Origin of the sequence: Bacillus cereus group sp. MYBK227-1 (assembly GCF_051916325.1) — a bacterium.
GTDB classification, from domain to species: Bacteria; Bacillota; Bacilli; order Bacillales; family Bacillaceae_G; genus Bacillus_A; species Bacillus_A cereus.
In genome coordinates this window covers 954,295-976,053 of record NZ_JBQAGK010000001.1, presented here as the reverse complement: position 1 = coordinate 976,053, position 21,759 = coordinate 954,295, and the positions used below count along the sequence as shown (strand labels likewise).

Genomic DNA, 21,759 nt, shown 5'->3' with positions numbered 1-21,759 from the left:
AGTTAGGACCTAAATAAAAAACGTCCCTACGTAAATACGTAGGGACGATAAATATCGCGGTACCACCCTAGTTGTGAAAAAATCTTCACCACTTTATTTGATAACGGTATAAACTACCGTCTTTCATTTCCTCAAAATATGAGATTTATGAAAGATGCTCCAGGACGAACTTCATGAATAATCTATATACTGATTCACACCAACCATCAGCTCTCTGAAATAGGGAGATATTCACTACTATACCCTTTCATTGCCCAAATATTATTTTCCGAATTGATTACTATCATTTTTATCACACATTAAAAATAGTGTCAACTTATATTTCGAATTTTTATGTATTACAATCTATTTAAAAATTCGAAATATAAGTTTTAGTTTAGAAAACAAGTAGCTTAGTACATAACGAATTCTAACAGGCAATAGAAAAAGAATTACGTATTATTGATACTTATTCAATAATACAAATCATCTAGAAACATAACCTGTCTCTCTGTATTCATTTTTTAAGAGTTTGATGGATACCAAGAAAATTTCGCATCACTATCCAGTGGTCTATTTTTCGTTTCTTCTTTAATTACACGAAACCATTCATTTAGAATTTGATTTTTGGGCAATTGAGCAGCAAGGCTATCTTCCCAAATTATATGTGAGAACCAGGCTTTCGTTTCCCATTCAAACTGCAATTGTGCGAACGAAATTATAGGGTGATCAGCTCCACGAAATTGCTCATTTACTGCATTTGAAACTTCTGGAGCTTGCGGTAACAACTCGTTCTGAATTCTATTTCTTATCGTCTCATTTTCTAGCTGATCCCAGAAATACAATTGCCCATTTATTTGATAAAAAACATCAAATGAAGCCTCACCTTTCTTCAAATTCAATAACACGAAGGCACGTTCCACATCATTGTCAGCCGCTTTTACAGCATTAACAATTATATTTTGTGCCATTGATACCCAGTAACTAGTCGCTTCCTCTACCGGTGATTCAACATACAATTCTTCACTTAATTCATGAAGAGTAGCTTCTTGCTCATTTACTTTTTCAACTTTTTTAAAAAACCTATTAAAAAACCCCATAACTTCCCCCTTATTACTATTTTCTATTTCACAAAATAAAAAATAGATTTTTCTTGCTCATCCACATTTACTCCTGGCGCGTATGTATGAACTTGTTGCAACACTTCTTCTATTAGCAACTCTAACTCCTGCACACTTTTTTCTGGATTCCCTATTAATGTGTCCGCCATACGTTCATATAATTTTTCAGGTTTAATAGTCATTCGTTCCACATTATTAGGCATCCATTTAAACGCTGGATGATGTACGTACATTTTATTCAAACCAAATAAAACACCGAATATGTTCCTTTGTACTTCGCAAATAACGTCATAAAGCATAAGCCAATCTTTCCGTTTTAAAAGCGCCTTTCGATTGTGCCAACGATTACTTAACCATAGATTTTCTGAAATCATCCGTTTTGCTAGTTCATCTGAATATGCCGCTACTTTTTCTTTTAATTCATTCACTTTCCCTTCTCCATACAAACTAACACCATCATGAATGGATGATACAATACATTGTTTTTCATAACTTATATCATATTGATCCACCACATCCGAAATCACTTTCTCTACTGTCTCTGTTAAAAAGTTACTAATCTCTAATTTAATTCCCTCTTTCGTTAAATACGTTTCCGACCATTCTTCTTCCTCATACGGATGATACGATAATATTGTCCCATCAATATGATGAATAGGGGCCCTACGATCCTCATCTTCTGGCGGTGTTGACCATAAAATATGTAATTCTATATCTGAATGTTCATCTTCAAGCTTTCTAGCTACTGAACCCGCTAAAATAATAGCTTCTACTTTCGGATTTTTCCTATAAATCTCTGACATCTCTATCGCTTTCTCTTTTAATCCCATTTCATTTCCCCCTAAAATTGCAGTAATCCCCTATATTTCATTTATCTATTTCGATATTACAGCTTGCATTACCTTTTCAAATTCCTACTTAATCATATTTGTATCCAATAGCGCTGAATAACTTCACCAGTACGAGAAGAAACTACTTCATTTTCTAACACACCTCCAACCTTTTGAATCGTTTTAGCAGAACCGATATTGGATTTATCGCAAGTTATTAATACTTTCTGCAATCCTAATTTTTGCGCTTCAGCTAATGCAAGTTGTAGTTGTTTCGTAGCGTAACCGTGGCGACGTTTATTCGGATGGACACTATATCCAATATGACCGCTTTCCCGTAATAATTCTGGATTTAATCTATGTCTAATATTCACAAAACCTATAAGTTCACCTTTTTCAAAACTTAAAAACTGACTAGACGGCACTCGATTAGCTAGTAAATTTTCTCCTAGTTCTTGTTTACTCACTTTTTCAAACCATTCATCAAGAGAATCAAAGTTTTGTAAAGAACTACTTCCATGTGGTTGTTCCCCTGAGTGTAAAAACGCTTGTCTATACGCCGTAATATGCTCACTATATTCATGGATTGGTTTTAATAGTTTCATTGTTCTTCTCCCCCTCTTCATTCCATAAAACAAACACCTTAATAGCAGCTACTCACTATTAAGGTGTTTCTATCCTTTTTATTCAAATAACCCCATGCTTAAATAACGTTCACCTGTATCAGGCGCAATACATAAAACTTTTTTACCAACGCCTAGGCGTTTCGCTATCATGATTGCAGCGTAAACAGATGCTCCAGAAGATGGCCCAACTAATAATCCTTCTTGTCTAGCTAAGTTTCTCATTGTCGTTAAAGCCTCTTCATCTGCAATTTGAATAATTTCGTTATACACTTCTGTATTTAAGTTTTTCGGAATAAATCCTGGGCTTGTTCCTACTAGTTTATGAGGACCTGGTACACCACCGGATAAAACGGGAGATCCTTTCGGTTCCACTACTGCAATATATAAGTTTGGCAATTTCTCTTTTAACGTTTCACCAGTCCCTGTAATCGTTCCGCCTGTTCCTGCCGTTGCAACAAAAGCATCAAGCTCTCCATCCATTTGTTCGTAAATTTCAAGTGCAGTCGTATAACGGTGAATATTCGGATTAGCTGGATTTTCAAATTGTTGCGGGATAAAACTATTAGGTATTTGTTTTTGCAGTTCTAACGCCTTCGCAATTGCTCCTGGCATTCTTTGTTCTGCTGGTGTTAAAACTACTTCTGCTCCGTATGCTTTCAATAAATTAATACGCTCTTTTGACATATTATCTGGCATAATTAAAATCGCTTTATACCCTTTAGCTGCTGCATTCATCGCTAAACCAATCCCTGTATTCCCGCTTGTCGGTTCAATAATTGTATCTCCTGGTTTGATGAGACCATTTTCTTCTGCAACGTGAAGTAAATTATAAGCAGCACGGTCTTTCACACTGCGCGATGGATTAAACATTTCTAGTTTCACATACACATCTGCTGCGTCTTCCGGAATAAATTTAGATAATCGGACGACAGGTGTATCTCCTATTAATTCCGTAACGTTTTCACACAATTTCATAGCGCATCCCCTATTCTATCGTTTTCTTATCACTTGGCAGTAACCATGAAGTGAGTCCAATTAATGGTAGACAACTACATAATAGCATAATAAATTGCAGGCTATATATATCTGCTAATTTCCCAAGAACTACAGCACCTAATGCTCCAAGTCCAAATGCAAGACCTACGATTAATCCTGACACCATTCCCACTTTTCCAGGCACAAGCTCTTGTGCATATACAACAATTACACTAAAACTACTTGAACTAATAAAACCGATACATAAAAATAACGGTACGACCCACACAAGTGAGACATGTGGTAATAACAGTGCAAGTGGCGCTGAACCTAACATTGAAAATACGATGATATTTTTCTTACCAAATCGATCTGCTAACGGTCCTCCGAAGAAAGTGCCTAACACACCAGCAATCATAAATGCGAATACGAAATACTGGGCATTTTTTATAGATAAACCGTAATGCTCTATTAAGTAAAATTGATAGAAATTCCCGATACCAGCACCGTACCAAGAGCGTACAAAAGTAAGAAAAACAAGAAGTATAATAACGAATTTAATGTGTGTACTTACAATTGCATTTTCCGCCTCAAGTGCAGCCCTCTTCTTCCTTCTTACAGCACCGGTTGCTAATTCATTTTTGTACCAATTCGATACGAAAATTAATAATGCAATTCCTACTGCTGCAAATGCTGTAAAACCTAATGAACCAATTTGACCGAGTGGAACGAAAATTAGCGCTGTAAAAATAGGAGCTAAAGAATTCCCCGTGTTTCCCCCAACTTGATAAATCGCTTGCGCTAACCCTCGTTTTGCACCTGCCGCCATATACGCAACACGAGCGCCTTCTGGATGAAAGACTGCGGAACCTAAACCAATAAATAAAACAGAAATAATAACAATAATAAAGTTTGGTGCAAACGCGAGTCCAATCATTCCAAGCATACTTGAAAACATGCCGAGTGGTAATAAAAATGGTGACGGCTTCTTATCTGAATACATACCAAACACCGGTTGCATAATCGATGACGTCATATTTAACGCAAACGCAATCCACCCTACTTGCATATAGGATAAATTCATCGTTTTTTCCAAAATAGGAAACAACGCCGGCACAACTGCTTGCATCGAATCATTTAAAAAATGCCCAAAGCTAATCGCAAATAAAATTCGATATATTGTCGGTGTTTCTACAGTTTTTTTGTGTGAAACTGCCTGCATATGTGAATCTCCCCTTTCTGTACAAAATATATATTTATTACAGTAGGTGTAATAAATTCTGACTTTTGAAACATTTCTATTCTATACTGCTTTCATTTCTTTTTCCAGAAATATAACTTAACTCCCGTCATTGGCTTGCATCCTTGTAACTTTCAGCGGTAAAACAGTACAAAAAAAAGACAACCCAATCACATACTGGGTTGCCTCTTACATTAAATTGCAAAATGCTTATACTTCTCGTAATCACTCGTCTTACATTCTATTTGTAATTTGGTACCTTCGTTTTCGTAACTCGTAGATAAAACGTGTGCATGATTATTGAAATACGAAACTACCTGTCCTTGATCATATGGAATTAACATTTCACACTTCGTATATTCTTTATAGATGTGTGAGCGAATCATTTCTACAAGTTCTTCAATTCCAACATGTTTCTTCGCTGATAAATAAACGCGATCTTCTTGCACTTTCGGAATTTCAACATCTACCATATCTGATTTATTATAAGCATAGATCGTTGGAATATTTTCTACTCCAATTTTCTTTAACGTTTCATTTGTAATATCAATTAATTGTTCATAATTTGGATTTGCGTAATCTACAACGTGAATAAGTAGGTCTGCTTCCGCTACTTCTTCTAACGTTGAACGGAACGCCTTCACAAGATGATGTGGTAATTTACTTACAAATCCAACTGTATCTGTTAATAAAAATGATTTATTATCTGGCAAATCAATATTTCGTACAGATGTTTCTAACGTCGCGAATAACATATCTTTTTCAAATACTTGTTTTTCTTCTGTACCATTATAAATTTCAAGCATTGCATTCATCGTCGTTGACTTTCCTGCATTCGTATAACCTACTAATGCTACAACAGGTATTTCATTTTTCTTACGCTGCTTTCGCTGCGTTTGACGCTGGGCAACGAGCGCTTCTAAATCTTTATTCAAAACTGAAATTTGTTCTTCAATTTTACGACGGTCTAACTCTAACTTCTTTTCACCGACACCTTTATTTTTCGTACCAACGCCGCCGCTCTGTCTCCCTAACGATTCACGAAGACCGATTAAACGAGGCATCATATACTGAAGGTGTGCTACTTCTACTTGTAGCTGTGCTTCTTTCGTTTTCGCACGTTGCGCAAAAATATCTAAAATTAAAATGGTACGATCAATTACCTTACAATCTAAATCCTCTTCTAAATTTCGAATTTGTGAAGGAGATAATTCATCATTAAAGATAACCATATTCGCATCTATTTCTTGTACATACGCTGCAACTTCTTCAATCTTTCCTTTTCCGATATAATGCGATGGATTTACTCGTTGTAAATTTTGCGTTACTTGCCCAATTACCTCTACATCACAAGCTTCCGCAAGATTTGTTAACTCTTCCATTGAATATGCAAAATCATCTTCATTACCTACATTTACTCCAACTAAAACTGCTCTTTGTAATACTTCTTCCATATATTTATTCCTCCATTTCGATTACGTAAAATAAAAAACACAGGTCGCTGCCTGTGTTTTCGTAAACGGATAAGGGTTCACCAAAGAAATAGAAGAAAGCTATGCTTTCATCCTATTTTATAGTCAAAAAGTCCCAAGATTGTATACGTATCCACGGTAAGTGTTCACTTATACAATCCCATTCTATTTATAAAGGCAAAACAAAAAGAGGGCGTATTCGTCCCTCCCTCTTTTTCACATATAAGCTTAATAAAGGGTTCCTTTAAAATAGGCAGACCAATCCCGTTCACTCTGTACACAGACAGAGCCTTTGAGCGCTATTCAATTATTGGCACAAAGTATTGAGACGTAATCTGATTAAGATCAAAGGAAGCCCCTCCGTTCATTTTAAGTTACATAAAGTGTAGCATAAGTAATTCGCTTTCACAAGGTTTAACAACCTATATCACACGAAAGAAAATCTTTATATTTTTACTTTAATCGTCATTTTTTGCGAGTTTTTCTCACAATAAAAATAACAAAAGCAATTATCAAATTTAGAAACTTCTCGTATATTATTTTTACAGCACTCGCCAAATTCCTTCATAGTAAGTTAAGTATTATCGTTTTAATACAACAAAAATCTTTATTGACATTTTTATAACCTAATATTAGTATCAGGTTATAAAAATAAAAGTTAGGAGATGTTCCTATGCATTCTAAATCTCGTATTACTGCAATTGGTACTTATGTTCCAGATCAAATATTGTCTAATAACGATTTAGAAAAGATGGTCCATACGAATGATGAATGGATTGTACAAAGAACAGGAATGAAGGAAAGAAGAATCGCTAGCGACGAAGAATACTCCTCAAACTTAGCCATTAAAGCAATTGAAAATTTATGTACAACATATAAGAAAAACTTAGAAGATGTCGACTGTATCATTGTCGCTACTACTACTGCTGATTACGTTTTCCCTAGTGTTGCTTGCCAAATACAACAATACTTCAACATACCTCATACACTAGCTTTTGATTTAAATGCAACTTGTGCTGGTTTTACATATGGACTACACGTCGGTAATAGCTTAATCACTTCTGGATCACATGAAAAAGTACTTGTCGTAGCGACAGAGACATTATCTAAAGTTACTGATTATACCGATAGAACGACCTGTATTTTATTCGGTGATGGTGCTGGAGCTATTTTATTAGAAAGAGATGAAAACACCCCAAGCTTTATCGCTGCTCACATGGGAACAAACGGTGATGGCGGCATTCATCTATATAGAACAAACTTATCTACTACTATGAATGGCACACCACTGCAAACAAATGAAAAAATCGTTCAAAATGGAAGAGAAGTATATAAATGGGCAACACGCACGGTACCAAAAGGCATAAAAAATTTATTACATACCGTAAATATGCAAGTAGATGATATAGACTGGTTCATACCCCACAGCGCTAACTTACGAATGATCGAATCTATTTGCGAAAAGTCTCAAATTCCAATACAAAAAACATTAACGAGCGTGGAATATATGGGGAATACCTCTTCAGTCACCATTCCACTCGCTTTAAATTTAGCTATAAAAGAAGGGAAATTAAATAACGGAGACACACTTTTACTATACGGATTTGGTGGCGGACTTACGCATTTAGGGCTTATTGTAGAGTGGAATTTAATTTAAGTGTATAAAAAGAGGCTCTAGCCAGTAACTAGAACCTCTTTTTCATTTAATTTCTTGCCCCTTTTCGAGACCATATCACAACAGGAATAAGTAATAACGCTAACACGCCTCCAGCCAATGACAATGCCGCATAACTTGAATTCGCTACTACCATACCTGACATTGCTCCACCAGAAGCTCCAGCTAGCGCAATAAAAACATCTATTTTCCCTTGTGTTTTAGCACGTGTAGACGGTGTTGTGGAATCAACGATTTGTGCTGTACCACTTATCAATCCGAGGTTCCATCCTAGCCCAAGTAAAGACAGAGCAACGATTAATAATAATAAAGAATCACTTGGCGCTATCGCAGCTATGACACCCGCTGCAAGTAAAATCACTCCACCAGCTATGCTCATTGTAGTTCGGCCAATTTTATCAATTAACATTCCTGTAACGAGAGATGGAAGATACATTGCACCTACATGAAAACCTATCACAAGTCCTACTGCACTTAAACCGTGACCGTGGTGTCCCATATGAACTGGCGTCATCGTCATAATCGCAACCATCACGATTTGCGTAAGTATCATTACGATTGCTCCAACTGTAATACCTCGTTTATTTTCTTTCGCTTCTTCTGTTATTGGTTGTCCTTTATATGTATGTTCCTGTTTATATCTTTCTATTATGTTAGCAATAATCAAAGGATCTGGACGAAGCATAACAAAAAGAACTAGACCCGCCAGTATAAATGCTGCTGCCGATAGTATGAACGGACCTGCAAGTTTAGGAACTCCAATTGAATGAGCAAAACTTCCCATTACCCCTACTAAATTTGGTCCTGCAACTGCACCGAAAGTCGTCATTACCATCGTAATACTAACAGCCGTTGCTCTCTGCTTCTTATCTGCTAAATCTGTACCTGCATAACGAGCTTGTAGATTCGTGGCTGTACCAGCACCATATATAAGTAAAGAAATAAGTAAAAGAATAATACTATTTGTTAAAGCTGCCATTACAACACCAATTGCTCCAAATCCACCTACTATAAACCCTGTTGCAAGACCTATCCGGCGTCCATATCGTTGCGAAAGCTTCCCTACTATGAAAGCTGCTAATGCCGATCCTAATGTAAACATAGCAGTTGGTAATCCTGCAAACGCATCTGTTCCAAGCATTTGCTGCGCAAGAAGTGCGCCCACTGTAATACCAGCAGCTAGTCCTGCACCGCCAAACATTTGTGAAATGCTGACGATTATTAACGTTCGTTTGTATAGTTTTTGTTGCTCTTCTTCTGTGTACACATGATTATCTATTAAAGCCCCTGCCTTATCTAGCAATTCCCCATCCTCCTTTTAAAATTAATCCCTCTTGTTAATGTACTATGTATAACGTTACATATTCAATGGCATTTTCCATTCCTTCCTTTCATTCTAAAAAACTTTCTAATCATACTCGACTTATCCCATGCTATATTAAAAATACTACTATTCACAATAGGCAAGGAGGAAACAATGAAAAAAACAGTAGAATTATGTGAAGCTTGCAAACATGATCCAGTATATAAAATAGAAGAATCCGATCAAGCAAATCAACCTTATAAATTATGTAACCAATGTCATGAGCGTCTTATTTCGTTATCTTTACATCCTAAAGAATGGTACCATCTTGTAATGATTCACTCACCTTATAAATATTATTTGCATGATAGTTTTTATGAAGAAGATGGTAAAGCGAAGCAACCAAAATTAGAGATGAATGAGCACAAACTTACACCCGTGCCCACTTTAGAAGAAGTTCGCTCTAGTTTAGAGGAATTACTTGATTACACCATGACTAGATGGTTTCTTCAAGAAGCAGAAATTGAAGCTCTTAATAGGTACGATCAAAACGAAGTACTAGATGCTGTTATAAACCGCTTTTCAAACACAATGAATGGTGTAATTAAAACTAGATTACTTGAAATTGTTATATGTATACTAGGAGAATTCGCCTCAGATTGGATAAGAAAACTGTGGAAGGCATTTGATGAAGATTTACTTGCACCTCTTTCTCACGCTGCAGCTTATTGTTTACCATTTGAAGAAGCCTTTCCTTTAGTAATAGAAAGGCTAAAAACAGTATTAAAAAGTGAGCTTCCGACCACTTCCTTCATTTGTCTGCATTCTTTTCAATCCTCAGAAACATTAGATTGGATAGAGGAACATGCAGTATCATTTCATAACGATTGGGCGCGATTAGCTGCAGTATCACAACTAACTTGGAGACGAATTAAGTCTTGGCTAACAAAAGGACACCCTTTAAGTTTAATAGCACTTGATGCAATGGTTAGCTGTATACCTGCAAATGAAGATGTACTACATGAAATGGATCCAAAAATTTTATTAGCAGATCCGTCAGAAATAAAGTCAACCTTAATAGCTTACAAACAAAGAGACAATGTTCCAACTGTCAAAAGAAGTGTTGAAACTATTTTAGAAAACAAGACAGAAATATTTCAATACATGAATCCTTTACAAATATCTATCAAAAAGAAACCACAAAACTTTTTAGTTATGGATGGCACAGTACAAATCCATGAAAACAGACTGGATGAATACGTAGACTTCATTAATACAAACAACTTTACTGATGTTTACATTAATGACCTTAGGTATAGTTTGCACCATATTAATTTTCTTGAACACTGCCCGCAAATTGAAAGCTTACACATTAGTAGTATATATATTACTGATTATTCAGCCCTATATAAATTAAAAAACTTAAAATCTTTATCACTAGAAGAACCACAAGTTCCACTAAACTTAACAGAGCTAGAAAGCTTTACAAATTTAGAGGAACTTCACATAAAGTGTAATAAAAACATTAAAGGCTTCGAATCTTGTCCTAACTTAAAAGAACTGTACATTTGGAAATACAAACCGAAACAAAAGAACCTTGAAGAATTAATGTCTTTACAAAAAATTGAAAAACTAAGCATTACACAAGGGAACATTAATTCATTAAAAGGATGTAGGTCATTACCTAAATTAAAGCATTTAGAACTCAATTATTTAAGAAATTTAGAGCATATTGATGAAATTGAAAACAATGCTTCAACTTTAAAACACATCGAATTCGACCATTGCAGTAAGCTTAAAAACCACGAATATTTGCGCTATTTAACGGAATTAGAAACTCTCATCTTATCAAGTTGTGGTAACATACGAAATCTACAATTCATTAAAGAACTACAAAAATTAAAACATTTAAGCTTCGTGGATTCTACGATTGTAGACGGAAATTTAGAATCTTGCGTCGGAATTGATTTTGTTGGTTTTAATAATAAAAGGCATTATAGTCATAAATTTAAAGAATTAAATCCAGATTTTTCATACTAACGTAAGGAAAACAGGCTAATAGCAGCCTGTTTTCCTTTACGCTTCTTCTACTATCCTTCCCTTTCTCTTTTTACTCAAAGCTTTCCCTTCCCAAAACAACAAACTTACGAAAGCACAAATTAAAATAATTGGCACACTTGCTTTATATAAATCTGTAAAACTCATAGCCATCTGATTCTTGGCATAATGATTCACATCATTTGAAAATGTGAGTACCTCTTTCTTTATACTTTCCTCTTGTTTTTCAACTTCTTTTGTCACTTTCCTCATAACTTCTTCTCTTTTTACATCTCTATATTCTACTGGAACTTTTCTTAATATTTCATCCGTCTTGTCGCGAATCAATTCTTCCTTTTTCTCTTTACTTAATCCCATTGTCATTGCATTTTGTTTCTTATTTATATTCGACTCTAAACTTTGATTCTCTATTTTCTCTTTAGTCATTTGTAAAATTTCAGTTTGCTCAGTACTATTCACATGAATAGTACGCACCTTTTCTTCTGCATAACGATATACTTTTTCTTTATTTACAGTTAAATTGTGAGTTAAGTTAGAGACAAATATTGCGACTGCCAATACAATTCCAACTTGTCGTAACATTGATACAACACTTTGAGAAGCAGTTAACAATTCTCCTTCAAACGAAGACGCACTTAAAACTGTAATTGGCCCCACTACTAAACCATATCCAACACCTAATATCATACATGGAATAATAATTTCTATATTTGTTGAATGAACATCAATCATTTGCAACCAATAGTAGGAAAGCCCCATAACAAGAAATCCTGACAAAATAATAGTTACTTTTCCGAGTTTTTTAATTAAAGTTGCTGCAACTGGTGAGACAAAAAATATCATTGCTGAAATAGGTGTCACTAAAAAAGCCGCTTCAATTTCCGTTCGATCCTGTAGTTTCGTCAAGAACGTTGGAAGCAATACAGTAACTCCAATTAAAAATAAATTACTCAATATAACAACGATCGACGCTCCGACAAACATTCGATCTTGAAATAACTTTAAATTCACCATTGGGTTATGAATCTTTCGTTCTACTAAAATAAATAGAATAAGAGAAATAGTGCTAATTGCATAACAAGACAAAGCAATATTACTTTGCCATCCCCATGTATTACCTTTTACTAATATGAGAGTAAATGAAAAAATTGCTGTGCTACTTAATAGTAGTCCTATCCAATCTATTTTTGAGATAATACGTTCTTCATTTTTTATTTGTAGCATGATGCAACATAACACGATTCCTATTATACAAACCGGAACATTAACGAAGAACACCCATCTCCATCCTAAATTTTGCGTAATAATTCCACCTATTACTGGTCCCATAGCAGCTGACAATCCTTGTGTTACTCCTAAAATTGCAAGCGCAACATGCCTCTTAGCTAATGGCATAGCTGATACACCAATTACCATACTTGTTGGAAATAAAATCGCTGCCCCAATACTTTGTATAAAACGAGAAAAAATAAGAAAATCACCTGTATTAGCAAAAGCGCAAAGTACCGATCCACCACCAAAAATCACCAGACCCAGAATATACATCTTTGCTTTTCCAAAGATATCAGCTATCCGCCCTAACGGAATGGCAAGTACTGCAATCGTCATTGTATAAACATTTAATACCCAAGACATCTTTTCTAACGAAGTATTTACACTCGATTGTATTGCCGGTAAAGCTATATTCATAATTGTCGTATCAATCATACAAAGAAAGATACCTAGACACATTAAAAAGACAATCTTAATACCCTTTGATTGCTCCATCTTTATATACCCCTTTATTTATTGTGAACGCGTTTTTCATTCTTCTGTTTTATTGTTTTCTTTCGCCTCTAACTCTTCTAATTTTTTCTTCAAAGTCTCCACTTGTGCACTATAAGATGCAATACCTACATCTAGTGAAATTTCTTCGACGAAAGTAATACCTACTCTCCACTTTTCATATTTCAATCGAAGATCTGCAATGTACGCTTCTTTTCTTTCAATTTCATCTTTAATCCATTTTTTTATTGTTACATCATCACTATAGTTACCAAAATACATTCTCATTAAAAAATCCGAACGTAAAACATCCTTCTCTACAGGCGTCTGCATGTATTGATAAAACTCTTCACGTCCTTCATCTGTAATAAAGTACATCTTCTTATTCGGTTTCCCCTCTTGCATGACAACCTCTTTTTTTATTTTCCCTTCATTCTCCAATTGTCGTAACGTTGGATAAATCATTCCAAAACTTCCATCAAAAAAATGAGTAAATACGTCTTCAAACACAATTTTAATATCGTAACCAGACAATTCCTTTTCCATTAATAAACCTAAAACAACATCTCTTCCCTTCAAAGTAAAACCCCCACACATTATATAATCAATAATCATATTAACAATGTTAATATGATTATTGATTATATACCTTATTCTGTTAATTGTAAAATGTTTCTAAATAAAAAAGCCCCATAATTTGGTTTCACCAATTCACAGGGCCATTTTCTTTTTTACTCTTTCACACCTACATCTTGCAAAACTTCAATATCCTCTTTCATTTCATAATAATAAGAAGGCAATTCTATACCATGTTCTAAGAAATAATCCTCAATGAATGAAATAATAATTTTTAACGTTTTCACACGAGCATACAATTTATCGTTACTTTCAATAATATGCCACTTCGCATTTGGCTTACTTGTTTTTTCAAACATGTCTTCCATCGCTTCAACATATTCATCCCATTTTTCACGATTACGCCAATCTTCGTCTGTAATTTTCCATCTTTTCAAAGGATTTTTCTCTCTATCTTTAAATCTCTTTAACTGTTCCTCTTTACTTATATGGTAGAAGAACTTCCCCATTATGTAATGGTCATCTGTTAGTAGTTTTTCAAAATCATTAATCTCATCATATGCTCTCATCCACTCTTCCTTTGTAGCAAATCCTTCAACACGCTCAACTAACACACGACCGTACCATGAGCGATCAAAAATGGTGATTTGCCCGTACTGTGGAATTTTGCGCCAGAAACGTTGCAAATAATGGTAACGTTTTTCATGAGGTGCAGGCGCTCCAATTGGATCTACTTGGAACCCACGTGGGTCAAGATGTTCCGTCACCCGCTTAATTGCCCCACCTTTACCAGCCGCATCCCATCCTTCCATAACAAGCATAACCGCGATTTTTTCTTCTTTCAAAATTTGCTGTAATGCTAATAAGCGCCTTTGATATTTTTCTAATTTCTTATTGTACTTAGATTTTGATTCAATTTTTTTCGTTAAGTCTACTTTAGCAAGATGTCCATTTTCCATAAAACAAATCCCCCTTGTTGTATGACAATGTTATTTTAACATATTTTTGGTAATTTTTTCATATCCTAAATAGCTGTGTAGAAACATCTCTACACAGCTTCCCTCTCTAATTTCACATATACAAGCACATTTAACTACATTAAAATAAATAATTTATACGGAATTCTTAGTATATTCTTTTTATTAAAACGTAAAAATAGCCCTTTTAAAAAGGGCAGTAATCTAAGTATAGAAAAAACAAATTTATTCTTTCTTACTTCATACGTAATTATGTTAGCTATAAGAGTAGTGAATAAGATATTGATTCACTACTCACAATAACCACTTTACATTATATGGTATATTAACTCGTAAAAAGAAGATAATAACAAGTAAATCCATTAAAGAATGGGAGCTCTAAAAAAAATGAAACGAAAAATATTAACTCTCTTTACGCTTATATGTTTAGCACTACCAATGCAAGCTAGTGCTTACACATTTCAGTCACTGCCGATTGCGTCAAAGTCTAAACAATGGTATGTCGAAATTGATAAATCCCATAATCCAAACAAGCAAGCAATCCAGCCAAAACAAGGTGTATTTGATACGTATAGTTTACTCGTAAAAAACATCGGTCATGATGTATCAAATGTATCTGTGGAAATACTTGATAACAATCCTACCTCTAAAGCTACCTTTAAACCTTCTACACCTAATGAAAACATTTCTAAAAGTCATACAAGCTTTGACTACATGGTATTCCCATTAGACTTTAATAGTCATAATTTTAAAGTTGTGATCACTTGGGAAGAAAAGAATTTCTCTTATAACGGCCATCCGGTAAATGAAGGTAAAAAAATGAAACAAACATTTGTATTTAATGAAGAATAAGTCCTAATTTCTTTAGGGCTTATTCTTCTTTTTTGAAACCTACTTGTATCGCTTCCGTCACTTCTTTTGTGATTTCTATTTTTGTTGCTTCCATACTAATTTTTTTGTGCCAAATGTGTATGGAAGGCTTTTCATTACAAAGATGTTTTATTAATACTAGTTGATTATATGCTAAGTTATTTTCTATATAGGTCTAGCCCTCTTTTCCCATATAATCAATTAAATCGACGAATACTCGGTACAGACAATGCTATTCCAATTGTTAAAATTACTAAACTAGCTAGTGTTATAATAGTTATCTCGCCACCTATGACAGTAGCTAACCAGCCTACAACTACGTATCCTAATGGCAATAAAGCAAAAGAACCCAACATATCAAGGCTTGCCACTCTTCCGAATGCTTCTTCTGGTACAAGCTCCTGTAAACTCGTTTCCCAAATGAGTCCAAATATCATCATGCCAAATCCTTCAATTGCCATTAAGAATATTAAAGCGGGTGCCCAAGAAATGAATGGCATAATTAATAAAGCAATGCCACTCATTAAAACACCTCCATAAGCCAGTAATCCTCTCTTATGCCACAGCTCTTTCCCACCAAATATTAATGCGGCAATTACAGCCCCACCACCAGAAAAGGCCATGCCAAGTCCATACAAGTAAGCTTCAAAATGATGATGAACATTAAATAACCATGGAATTAATACGACGATAATACCGGCATAACAAATATTTATAAAAGAAAAAACTAAAATTGTAATCCACAGCCACGGATGACTTTTTAAAACTAAAACACCTTCCATAAACTCTTGTTTGTAATTAAGCTTACTCTTTTCAATGGGTTTTACTTTTTTAAACTTAATTTCTTTTAAAAATAATAAACATAAAAATGATAATAAGTACGTTGCTGCATCTAGTCCGAAACCTATCCCTGCAGATGCAACCGATACGATTAACCCACCAAGTGCTGGCCCAATTAATCGTATACCTTGATTACTCATTTGAGTGAGTGCGTTAGCTGCATTACGAATTTCAGGGACGAATACTTTCGCCCTTACAGCAGAATATGCTGGTTGGAATATCCCTTCCATAAGTCCGTATATGGCAACGAGAATATATAAAATCGTAATTGTTAATAAATCCATAAATATAAGCGATGCAAGTAATAGCATTAATATACAGCGGATTATATCCGTAAATAACATTAACCTAACCCGATCAATTCGGTCTACAATTAAACCCGCAAACGGTAAAGCAAGAATATTAGGTAGCATGTACATTGCCATCGTCATCCCCATTACAACTGTTGAACCAGTTAATGAATACACAACAACTGGAAGTATGACCATAGTTATCGAACTACCTAAGGCCGAGAGTAATTGTCCAATCCATAAAAACTTAAAGTGCGTTGATACTTTAACTGGTAATAATAATTTTCCAATATAACCTAAACTTTTCTCCTTTTGTATTTCTCCTTGCATGTCTCTCCCCTCTTTTCGAATGACTATAGAATTTATAATATATAACTGAAAATTTATAACATTCCATTTCTAATTATATAAGAAACAATTATGTTATGGTAAAATTATCAAAAAAATATAAAGGAGAATACATCATTATGCCTCCAAATTCACATAACATCGAACATCAGATCTATACAATGTGTATGATCCAACGTAACAATGAAATTTTACTCATAAAACGCCCCAGCCATCGAGGTTTCCCTGGCTACATCGCTCCTGGCGGCAAAGTAGATTTCCCCGAAAGTATCGTTCAAGCCGCTATAAGAGAAGTAAAAGAAGAAACTGGATTACTTGTTTCCAATTTAACTTTTAAAGGATTAGATGAATATGTCAATCCGAAAGATAATGTTCGATATATGGTATTTAACTATTGGACAGACTCATTTGAAGGTGAACTTCTTTTGAATCCTCCTGAGGGTGAATTATTATGGATACCAATCAATACAGCACTAAAGCTACCTGTGCAAACTTGGTTTAAAGAAAGATTCCCATTATTTTTTGAAACAGGCACTTTTGAAATTCAACGTGTTTGGGATAATGAGCTAAATAAACAAATTTCTATGACAATTACCCATACATAAAAAAGCTTGGAAACCCATCCAAGCCTTTCTTACTTCTGTGCAATTTTTTCAATCTTATAATGAATATGTAAAAATTCAAGTCCAAATAGCCACATGCTATGATGAGCTGTTAACATTTTATCCTTACCCTCTGTAATGATGAAAGTCTCTGCTAACGGTAAACGGATTGTTAAGAACCGAGTATGTAAATAAATCCCCTCATCTCCCTGGCCATTTTCTCTTAACTTACTAGTAATGATTAAATCATGATTATCATTATATAGTTTCAAAATACCAGTCATATTCGAATAAGGTAAAGGTAAGGCGATATTCATATATGTCTCATTCTTATTTGTATGCTTTGAATAAAGAGCTACAAAAATAGATTCACCTGCTTCATTTTTCCTTATCCAAGCCCTTACATTCTCTCTTCCATCTTTCTCATCTATTACACTAATGATAGAGCCATGCATCGTTTCCCAATTGCCGCCCATCCCTAAATGTATTTGTCCTACATGCTTGCTCATTTTCTCATAACAAAATGCAAATAGGCGGAACCAACGAGCCCATTTAATATTTGATTGCAACTCATACTCTGTTGTATTTTCATAAAAACGAATAATACTTAAAGGTACCTTCGTCACGTCAAATGACTCACTATGAAAATCAGTTATTTGATCAACTAAACCGTTGTATTCCTTACTGCCTACTAAATTGCCGCTATATAAAAAAGCCTCACCAATTGCCACACTTCCTCTTAATTTACTCATTGGTTTCCCATAGTATTTATAATTCGGAACACTCTTTTCGATCATCCAGCCGACAAATGCCGGTAACGCTACTCCAATTCCGTTGACAACACCGTGAATCCAAACCATTTGAGCAATTGTAATCGTCATTACATGCTTCAAATTTCCGTATGAATATATAAGTGAGAACATAATTGTAACCATGAGTGTACTAGACGAAACGATTAAAAGAATCTTTGCACTGATAGCATTAAATTTTGCTCTCCAAACGTAAAATCCATATCCATAAATGGCACATAAATATAGGAGCACTGCAAAAAATTCAAATATTCTCGAGTATGTAATTCCTATTGCAACTGTCATAGGTGAAATCATGATGATAAACATAATAGCATCATATACTTTACTTCTCTTTTCTCTTTTTCTCCCTATTAAACCAGCTGATAATGGCAATAGAAACGCCGAATAATGAAAATGCGCTGCTGTGAGTAAAACAATGTCAGAGCTAAAATGCATAATTGAAAGTTTTGCTACTGAAGCAAAAAACCAAAAACCACCTAAAAACAAATAAATAAACGCACTATCTATGGCGATTTCTTCTAACGGCTTCCATCCTCTTTCTAGCAATCTACTTACACCAAATAACGCAACAATTCCTGTATATACAAACCAAACTAGCGCAAATACATTGTAATTTGTGACGAAAGCTAGCATTGCACAAATTGCTGCGATTGGATATAAAAACGATACGAATTTATAAAATAATAAATACGATCCATCTCTTTTTCTTTTATCAATAATACAAAGTGACATTGGTATAAATAATAAAACAGACAATAATATAATTGCTTCAACAGGATTTATATTCGACCACTCATATATTAGAAAAACAACATAACAAGCAAGCCCAAATATTATATTTTTCATATCGTTTATTTCCTTTCCACAAATGTTCCCTTATATGAAAAAAGCGAGCCAATTAACGGGTTTCGTACTTGTACATGAATTCGAAAACACTGTAGTGTTGCATCATAACTTTCAACAATTTTTGCTTCACCATACAAAAATTTTGGTAACGGCATTTTTCTTCCAAACATATAAAACCATTGTTTCTTTGAAGAAATATGCATTGCCCCTAACTCATCGATATGAAAATGCAGTGTAGAAACGAGTAAATGTGGTTCGCCAAAATAATCTACAATTTCATTTTCGTTTCCATCCAATTGCATAACTGCGTTAAAATATCTTTTCTTATTTCACCTATTGATTCCCCTTCTCCAGCTATTTCAAACCCAAATCCAATCTTTGTTTTATACAAAAACTTCTGTGGTTCTCCTTCTTTTTTCTCTAAATACGAAATTTCAGTAAAGCGAGCATCCCACTCTGTATGTATATCTGGTTCTTGCGTATATCCCCATAATTTTCCCATCGTCGTGTTCATTTTTGTCGCAACATAAATAGGCTGTTTCCTTTTCATTCTCCCACCTCCTATGCACTATAAGTTTAATGTACATGCAATGAATTTATTTTGCTACATTTTTCACAAACTTCCTCAGAAAAAAGAAAGAATTTTTAAAATATATATAAAACACTTGATTCCCCGGAAAATTTAAATTATTATAAAACAAATGTTACCAACAACTTCATAAATCAAACACTCTCGCCTAAAACGTGAGATAGAGGTTGCGATACTTATGAGTATTCTAATGGAGACACAGAGATGTCTATGAACTTAGATGAAAGGAAGTATTGCCGAAATTGATAAGTTTCTCTGCATTTATCAATTGGGGCTGTTTTCGAATAGAAACAGAACTGTCATATGTACAGACGTGTACGTATGAAGAGCTATCTACAAAAAAGAGATATCATTTTTTATGATATTCCTTTTTTGGCGGTTTTTTTATTAGCTCCGTTTTCTGTTTCCCTTTTCCTGTAACAGCACCATCCTCACTTATTTGAGATGGTGTTTTTTGTTTGTCTTTCTGGTAACTACAGGAGTATTGGGATTTATATATTTCCTAATCTATTCTTAAAAATAGACGAAAGAAGGAATCTGTAATGGAAACAATTGTTCAAAAATTCGGTGGCACTTCTGTCGGAAGCGTCGAACGCATTCAACATGTAGCAAATTTAATTATTGAAGAATATGAACGAGGTCATAGCATTGTCTCTGTCGTTTCAGCAATGGGAAAAAGCACAGATGAACTTGTCGCACTCGCTAACGCTATCACAGAAAATCCAAGTAAACGTGAAATGGATATGCTTCTATCTACAGGAGAACAAGTAACTATTTCATTATTAACGATGGCACTGCAAGCAAAAGGCTATCATGCAATTTCATTAACAGGGTGGCAAGCTGGTATTACGACAGAATCTGTACATAGTAGTGCACGGATTACTGACATTCATACAGATCGTATTCAATCTTATCTTGCTGAAGGTACGATTGTTATTGTAGCTGGTTTCCAAGGAGTCAGTGAAGATTTTGAAATTACAACGCTTGGACGAGGCGGTTCTGATACAACTGCTGTCGCATTAGCTGCTGCACTAAACGCAAAAAAATGTGATATTTACACAGATGTGACCGGCGTATATACGACGGATCCACGAGTTGTAAAAGATGCTTATAAATTAGATGAAATTTCTTATGACGAAATGTTAGAACTTGCAAACCTCGGTGCTGGCGTATTACACCCGCGTGCTGTTGAGTTTGCTAAAAATCATAACGTAGTTTTAGAAGTTCGCTCAAGTATGGAACAAGAAAACGGAACAATTGTAAAAGGAGAATGTAACATGGAACAACAATCAATCGTTAAAGGTATTGCATTTGAAGATAATATTACACGCATCACAGTGAAAGGATTAGAACAAGGTTCACTTTCAACTGTTTTCTCTACATTAGCAGCGGCACATATTAATGTAGATATCATCATTCAAAGTATTACAAATGAAGGAACTGTTCATCTCTCCTTCTCCATTCACTCGAATGATTTAAGAGAAACATTAGAAGTATTGGAACAAAATCAAGAAACTCTTCACTACGAATCTGTAGAACATGAAAATCACTTAGCAAAAGTATCAATCGTAGGATCTGGCATGGTATCTAACCCAGGTGTCGCTGCAAATATGTTCACTACTTTAAAAGAAGAAGATATTCATATTAAAATGGTAAGTACATCAGAAATTAAAGTGTCTGTCGTTATTGACCGCCTTCATTTAGTAACAGGCGTTGAGGCGCTGCATCAATCATTTATGGCGAAAATTGAGCCTTTCGTGCAAATGAGCTAATTTGATATGTTTAGTAACGCTTATAAAAAAAACATATTAATCTACTTCCTTCCTATTAAATAAAAAGCTATTCGTTAACAAGATGCTATATGATATATTAAAAAACACCTTGTCACATTTTCCTATACTGTGACAAGGTGTTTTTGACTGAAAGGAATTTGTAACTACTTAGTAGTATAATTATGAGGATAATT

Annotated in this window: 17 protein-coding genes, 2 pseudogenes, 1 riboswitch and 1 other annotated feature; of the genes and pseudogenes, 5 read left to right on the top strand and 14 right to left on the bottom strand. The window is 34.6% G+C overall.

Annotation, left to right across the window (positions count from 1 at the left end; translation table 11 throughout):
* Window positions 1–37: 37 nt before the first annotated feature.
* Window positions 38–260: a binding site (T-box leader), on the bottom strand.
* 243 nt (window positions 261–503) lie between these two features.
* From ACTFRM_RS05270 to hflX, 6 genes are all read right to left on the bottom strand, one after another.
* Complete coding sequence (locus ACTFRM_RS05270; RefSeq protein WP_000505550.1) at window positions 504–1,079, bottom strand: hypothetical protein; 576 nt, start codon at window positions 1,077–1,079, stop codon at window positions 504–506.
* A 23-nt stretch (window positions 1,080–1,102) separates the two neighbouring features.
* A complete protein-coding gene (locus ACTFRM_RS05265; protein WP_000523174.1) occupies window positions 1,103–1,930 on the bottom strand; it encodes a DUF4037 domain-containing protein in 828 nt (275 codons plus the stop codon).
* Window positions 1,931–2,022: 92 nt separating this feature from the next.
* Window positions 2,023–2,535 (bottom strand): GNAT family N-acetyltransferase, encoded by a 513-nt coding sequence (locus ACTFRM_RS05260; RefSeq protein ID WP_000771271.1) that lies wholly within the window; start codon window positions 2,533–2,535, stop codon window positions 2,023–2,025.
* A gap of 78 nt (window positions 2,536–2,613) precedes the next feature.
* Entirely contained in the window at window positions 2,614–3,531 is a 918-nt protein-coding gene (cysK, locus tag ACTFRM_RS05255; protein WP_000762273.1) for a cysteine synthase A, read from the bottom strand.
* Window positions 3,532–3,541: 10 nt separating this feature from the next.
* Complete coding sequence (locus tag ACTFRM_RS05250) at window positions 3,542–4,753, bottom strand: MFS transporter (RefSeq protein WP_001149398.1); 1,212 nt, start codon at window positions 4,751–4,753, stop codon at window positions 3,542–3,544.
* Between the two features lie 212 nt (window positions 4,754–4,965).
* Window positions 4,966–6,225: a GTPase HflX gene (gene hflX, locus ACTFRM_RS05245; protein ID WP_000393283.1), complete on the bottom strand. Its 1,260-nt coding sequence runs from the start codon at window positions 6,223–6,225 to the stop codon at window positions 4,966–4,968.
* 691 nt (window positions 6,226–6,916) lie between these two features.
* On the opposite strand from hflX, the gene ACTFRM_RS05240 reads away from it, so the two are divergent.
* Window positions 6,917–7,900 (top strand): ketoacyl-ACP synthase III, encoded by a 984-nt coding sequence (locus tag ACTFRM_RS05240; protein WP_000555752.1) that lies wholly within the window; start codon window positions 6,917–6,919, stop codon window positions 7,898–7,900.
* A 46-nt stretch (window positions 7,901–7,946) separates the two neighbouring features.
* On the opposite strand, the gene ACTFRM_RS05235 is transcribed toward ACTFRM_RS05240, so the two are convergent.
* A complete protein-coding gene (locus ACTFRM_RS05235; RefSeq protein ID WP_000884513.1) occupies window positions 7,947–9,221 on the bottom strand; it encodes an MFS transporter in 1,275 nt (424 codons plus the stop codon).
* A gap of 174 nt (window positions 9,222–9,395) precedes the next feature.
* Here ACTFRM_RS05235 and ACTFRM_RS05230 point away from each other — a divergent pair, with 174 nt between their 5' ends.
* Complete coding sequence (locus tag ACTFRM_RS05230; protein ID WP_000754351.1) at window positions 9,396–11,261, top strand: hypothetical protein; 1,866 nt, start codon at window positions 9,396–9,398, stop codon at window positions 11,259–11,261.
* Window positions 11,262–11,297: 36 nt separating this feature from the next.
* Here the strand turns inward: ACTFRM_RS05230 and ACTFRM_RS05225 are convergent, their stop codons facing one another.
* The 3 genes from ACTFRM_RS05225 to ACTFRM_RS05215 all read right to left on the bottom strand — a co-directional run bounded on the left by ACTFRM_RS05225 (window position 11,298) and on the right by ACTFRM_RS05215 (window position 14,578).
* Entirely contained in the window at window positions 11,298–13,046 is a 1,749-nt protein-coding gene (locus ACTFRM_RS05225) for an MFS transporter (protein WP_000438110.1), read from the bottom strand.
* A gap of 36 nt (window positions 13,047–13,082) precedes the next feature.
* Window positions 13,083–13,622 carry a PadR family transcriptional regulator gene (locus ACTFRM_RS05220; protein ID WP_000678333.1) on the bottom strand — a complete coding sequence of 180 codons (540 nt, stop codon included), beginning with the start codon at window positions 13,620–13,622 and terminating at the stop codon, window positions 13,083–13,085.
* A gap of 152 nt (window positions 13,623–13,774) precedes the next feature.
* Window positions 13,775–14,578 (bottom strand): polyphosphate kinase 2 family protein, encoded by an 804-nt coding sequence (locus tag ACTFRM_RS05215; RefSeq protein ID WP_000427315.1) that lies wholly within the window; start codon window positions 14,576–14,578, stop codon window positions 13,775–13,777.
* A 405-nt stretch (window positions 14,579–14,983) separates the two neighbouring features.
* On the opposite strand from ACTFRM_RS05215, the gene ACTFRM_RS05210 reads away from it, so the two are divergent.
* Entirely contained in the window at window positions 14,984–15,448 is a 465-nt protein-coding gene (locus ACTFRM_RS05210; RefSeq protein WP_000823331.1) for a hypothetical protein, read from the top strand.
* A 215-nt stretch (window positions 15,449–15,663) separates the two neighbouring features.
* On the opposite strand, the gene ACTFRM_RS05205 is transcribed toward ACTFRM_RS05210, so the two are convergent.
* On the bottom strand, window positions 15,664–16,926 hold the full coding sequence (locus ACTFRM_RS05205; protein WP_088322015.1) for an MFS transporter: 1,263 nt from the start codon (window positions 16,924–16,926) through the stop codon (window positions 15,664–15,666).
* Window positions 16,927–17,063: 137 nt separating this feature from the next.
* On the opposite strand from ACTFRM_RS05205, the gene ACTFRM_RS05200 reads away from it, so the two are divergent.
* Window positions 17,064–17,549 (top strand): 8-oxo-dGTP diphosphatase, encoded by a 486-nt coding sequence (locus tag ACTFRM_RS05200; RefSeq protein WP_001134944.1) that lies wholly within the window; start codon window positions 17,064–17,066, stop codon window positions 17,547–17,549.
* Between the two features lie 29 nt (window positions 17,550–17,578).
* Here the strand turns inward: ACTFRM_RS05200 and ACTFRM_RS05195 are convergent, their stop codons facing one another.
* From ACTFRM_RS05195 to ACTFRM_RS05185, 3 genes and pseudogenes are all read right to left on the bottom strand, one after another.
* Window positions 17,579–19,204 (bottom strand): YndJ family protein, encoded by a 1,626-nt coding sequence (locus ACTFRM_RS05195; RefSeq protein WP_000789387.1) that lies wholly within the window; start codon window positions 19,202–19,204, stop codon window positions 17,579–17,581.
* A gap of 5 nt (window positions 19,205–19,209) precedes the next feature.
* Window positions 19,210–19,533, bottom strand: a pseudogene (locus ACTFRM_RS05190) (DUF4166 domain-containing protein); the annotation flags it as partial.
* A pseudogene (locus tag ACTFRM_RS05185) lies at window positions 19,476–19,754 on the bottom strand (hypothetical protein); the annotation flags it as partial. The pseudogenes ACTFRM_RS05185 and ACTFRM_RS05190, both read right to left, overlap by 58 nt.
* Before the next feature lie 192 nt (window positions 19,755–19,946).
* Window positions 19,947–20,133: riboswitch (Lysine riboswitch) on the top strand.
* Window positions 20,134–20,335: 202 nt separating this feature from the next.
* Here ACTFRM_RS05185 and ACTFRM_RS05180 point away from each other — a divergent pair.
* The gene (locus ACTFRM_RS05180; RefSeq protein ID WP_000448039.1) at window positions 20,336–21,565 is read left to right on the top strand and encodes an aspartate kinase; all 1,230 of its coding nucleotides are present in this window, start codon (window positions 20,336–20,338) and stop codon (window positions 21,563–21,565) included.
* Window positions 21,566–21,759 lie beyond the last annotated feature (194 nt).

Bases quoted from the DNA above. Each gene is read 5' to 3' on its own strand.
- ACTFRM_RS05270 (WP_000505550.1), bottom strand. From the start codon at position 1,079: ATGGGGTTTTTTAATAGGTTTTTTAAAAAAGTTGAAAAAGTAAATGAG.
- ACTFRM_RS05265 (WP_000523174.1), bottom strand. From the start codon at position 1,930: ATGGGATTAAAAGAGAAAGCGATAGAGATGTCAGAGATTTATAGGAAA.
- ACTFRM_RS05260 (WP_000771271.1), bottom strand. From the start codon at position 2,535: ATGAAACTATTAAAACCAATCCATGAATATAGTGAGCATATTACGGCG.
- cysK (WP_000762273.1), bottom strand. From the start codon at position 3,531: ATGAAATTGTGTGAAAACGTTACGGAATTAATAGGAGATACACCTGTC.
- ACTFRM_RS05250 (WP_001149398.1), bottom strand. From the start codon at position 4,753: ATGCAGGCAGTTTCACACAAAAAAACTGTAGAAACACCGACAATATAT.
- hflX (WP_000393283.1), bottom strand. From the start codon at position 6,225: ATGGAAGAAGTATTACAAAGAGCAGTTTTAGTTGGAGTAAATGTAGGT.
- ACTFRM_RS05240 (WP_000555752.1), top strand. From the start codon at position 6,917: ATGCATTCTAAATCTCGTATTACTGCAATTGGTACTTATGTTCCAGAT.
- ACTFRM_RS05230 (WP_000754351.1), top strand. From the start codon at position 9,396: ATGAAAAAAACAGTAGAATTATGTGAAGCTTGCAAACATGATCCAGTA.
- ACTFRM_RS05225 (WP_000438110.1), bottom strand. From the start codon at position 13,046: ATGGAGCAATCAAAGGGTATTAAGATTGTCTTTTTAATGTGTCTAGGT.
- ACTFRM_RS05215 (WP_000427315.1), bottom strand. From the start codon at position 14,578: ATGGAAAATGGACATCTTGCTAAAGTAGACTTAACGAAAAAAATTGAA.
- ACTFRM_RS05210 (WP_000823331.1), top strand. From the start codon at position 14,984: ATGAAACGAAAAATATTAACTCTCTTTACGCTTATATGTTTAGCACTA.
- ACTFRM_RS05205 (WP_088322015.1), bottom strand. From the start codon at position 16,926: ATGCAAGGAGAAATACAAAAGGAGAAAAGTTTAGGTTATATTGGAAAA.
- ACTFRM_RS05200 (WP_001134944.1), top strand. From the start codon at position 17,064: ATGCCTCCAAATTCACATAACATCGAACATCAGATCTATACAATGTGT.
- ACTFRM_RS05195 (WP_000789387.1), bottom strand. From the start codon at position 19,204: ATGAAAAATATAATATTTGGGCTTGCTTGTTATGTTGTTTTTCTAATA.
- ACTFRM_RS05180 (WP_000448039.1), top strand. From the start codon at position 20,336: ATGGAAACAATTGTTCAAAAATTCGGTGGCACTTCTGTCGGAAGCGTC.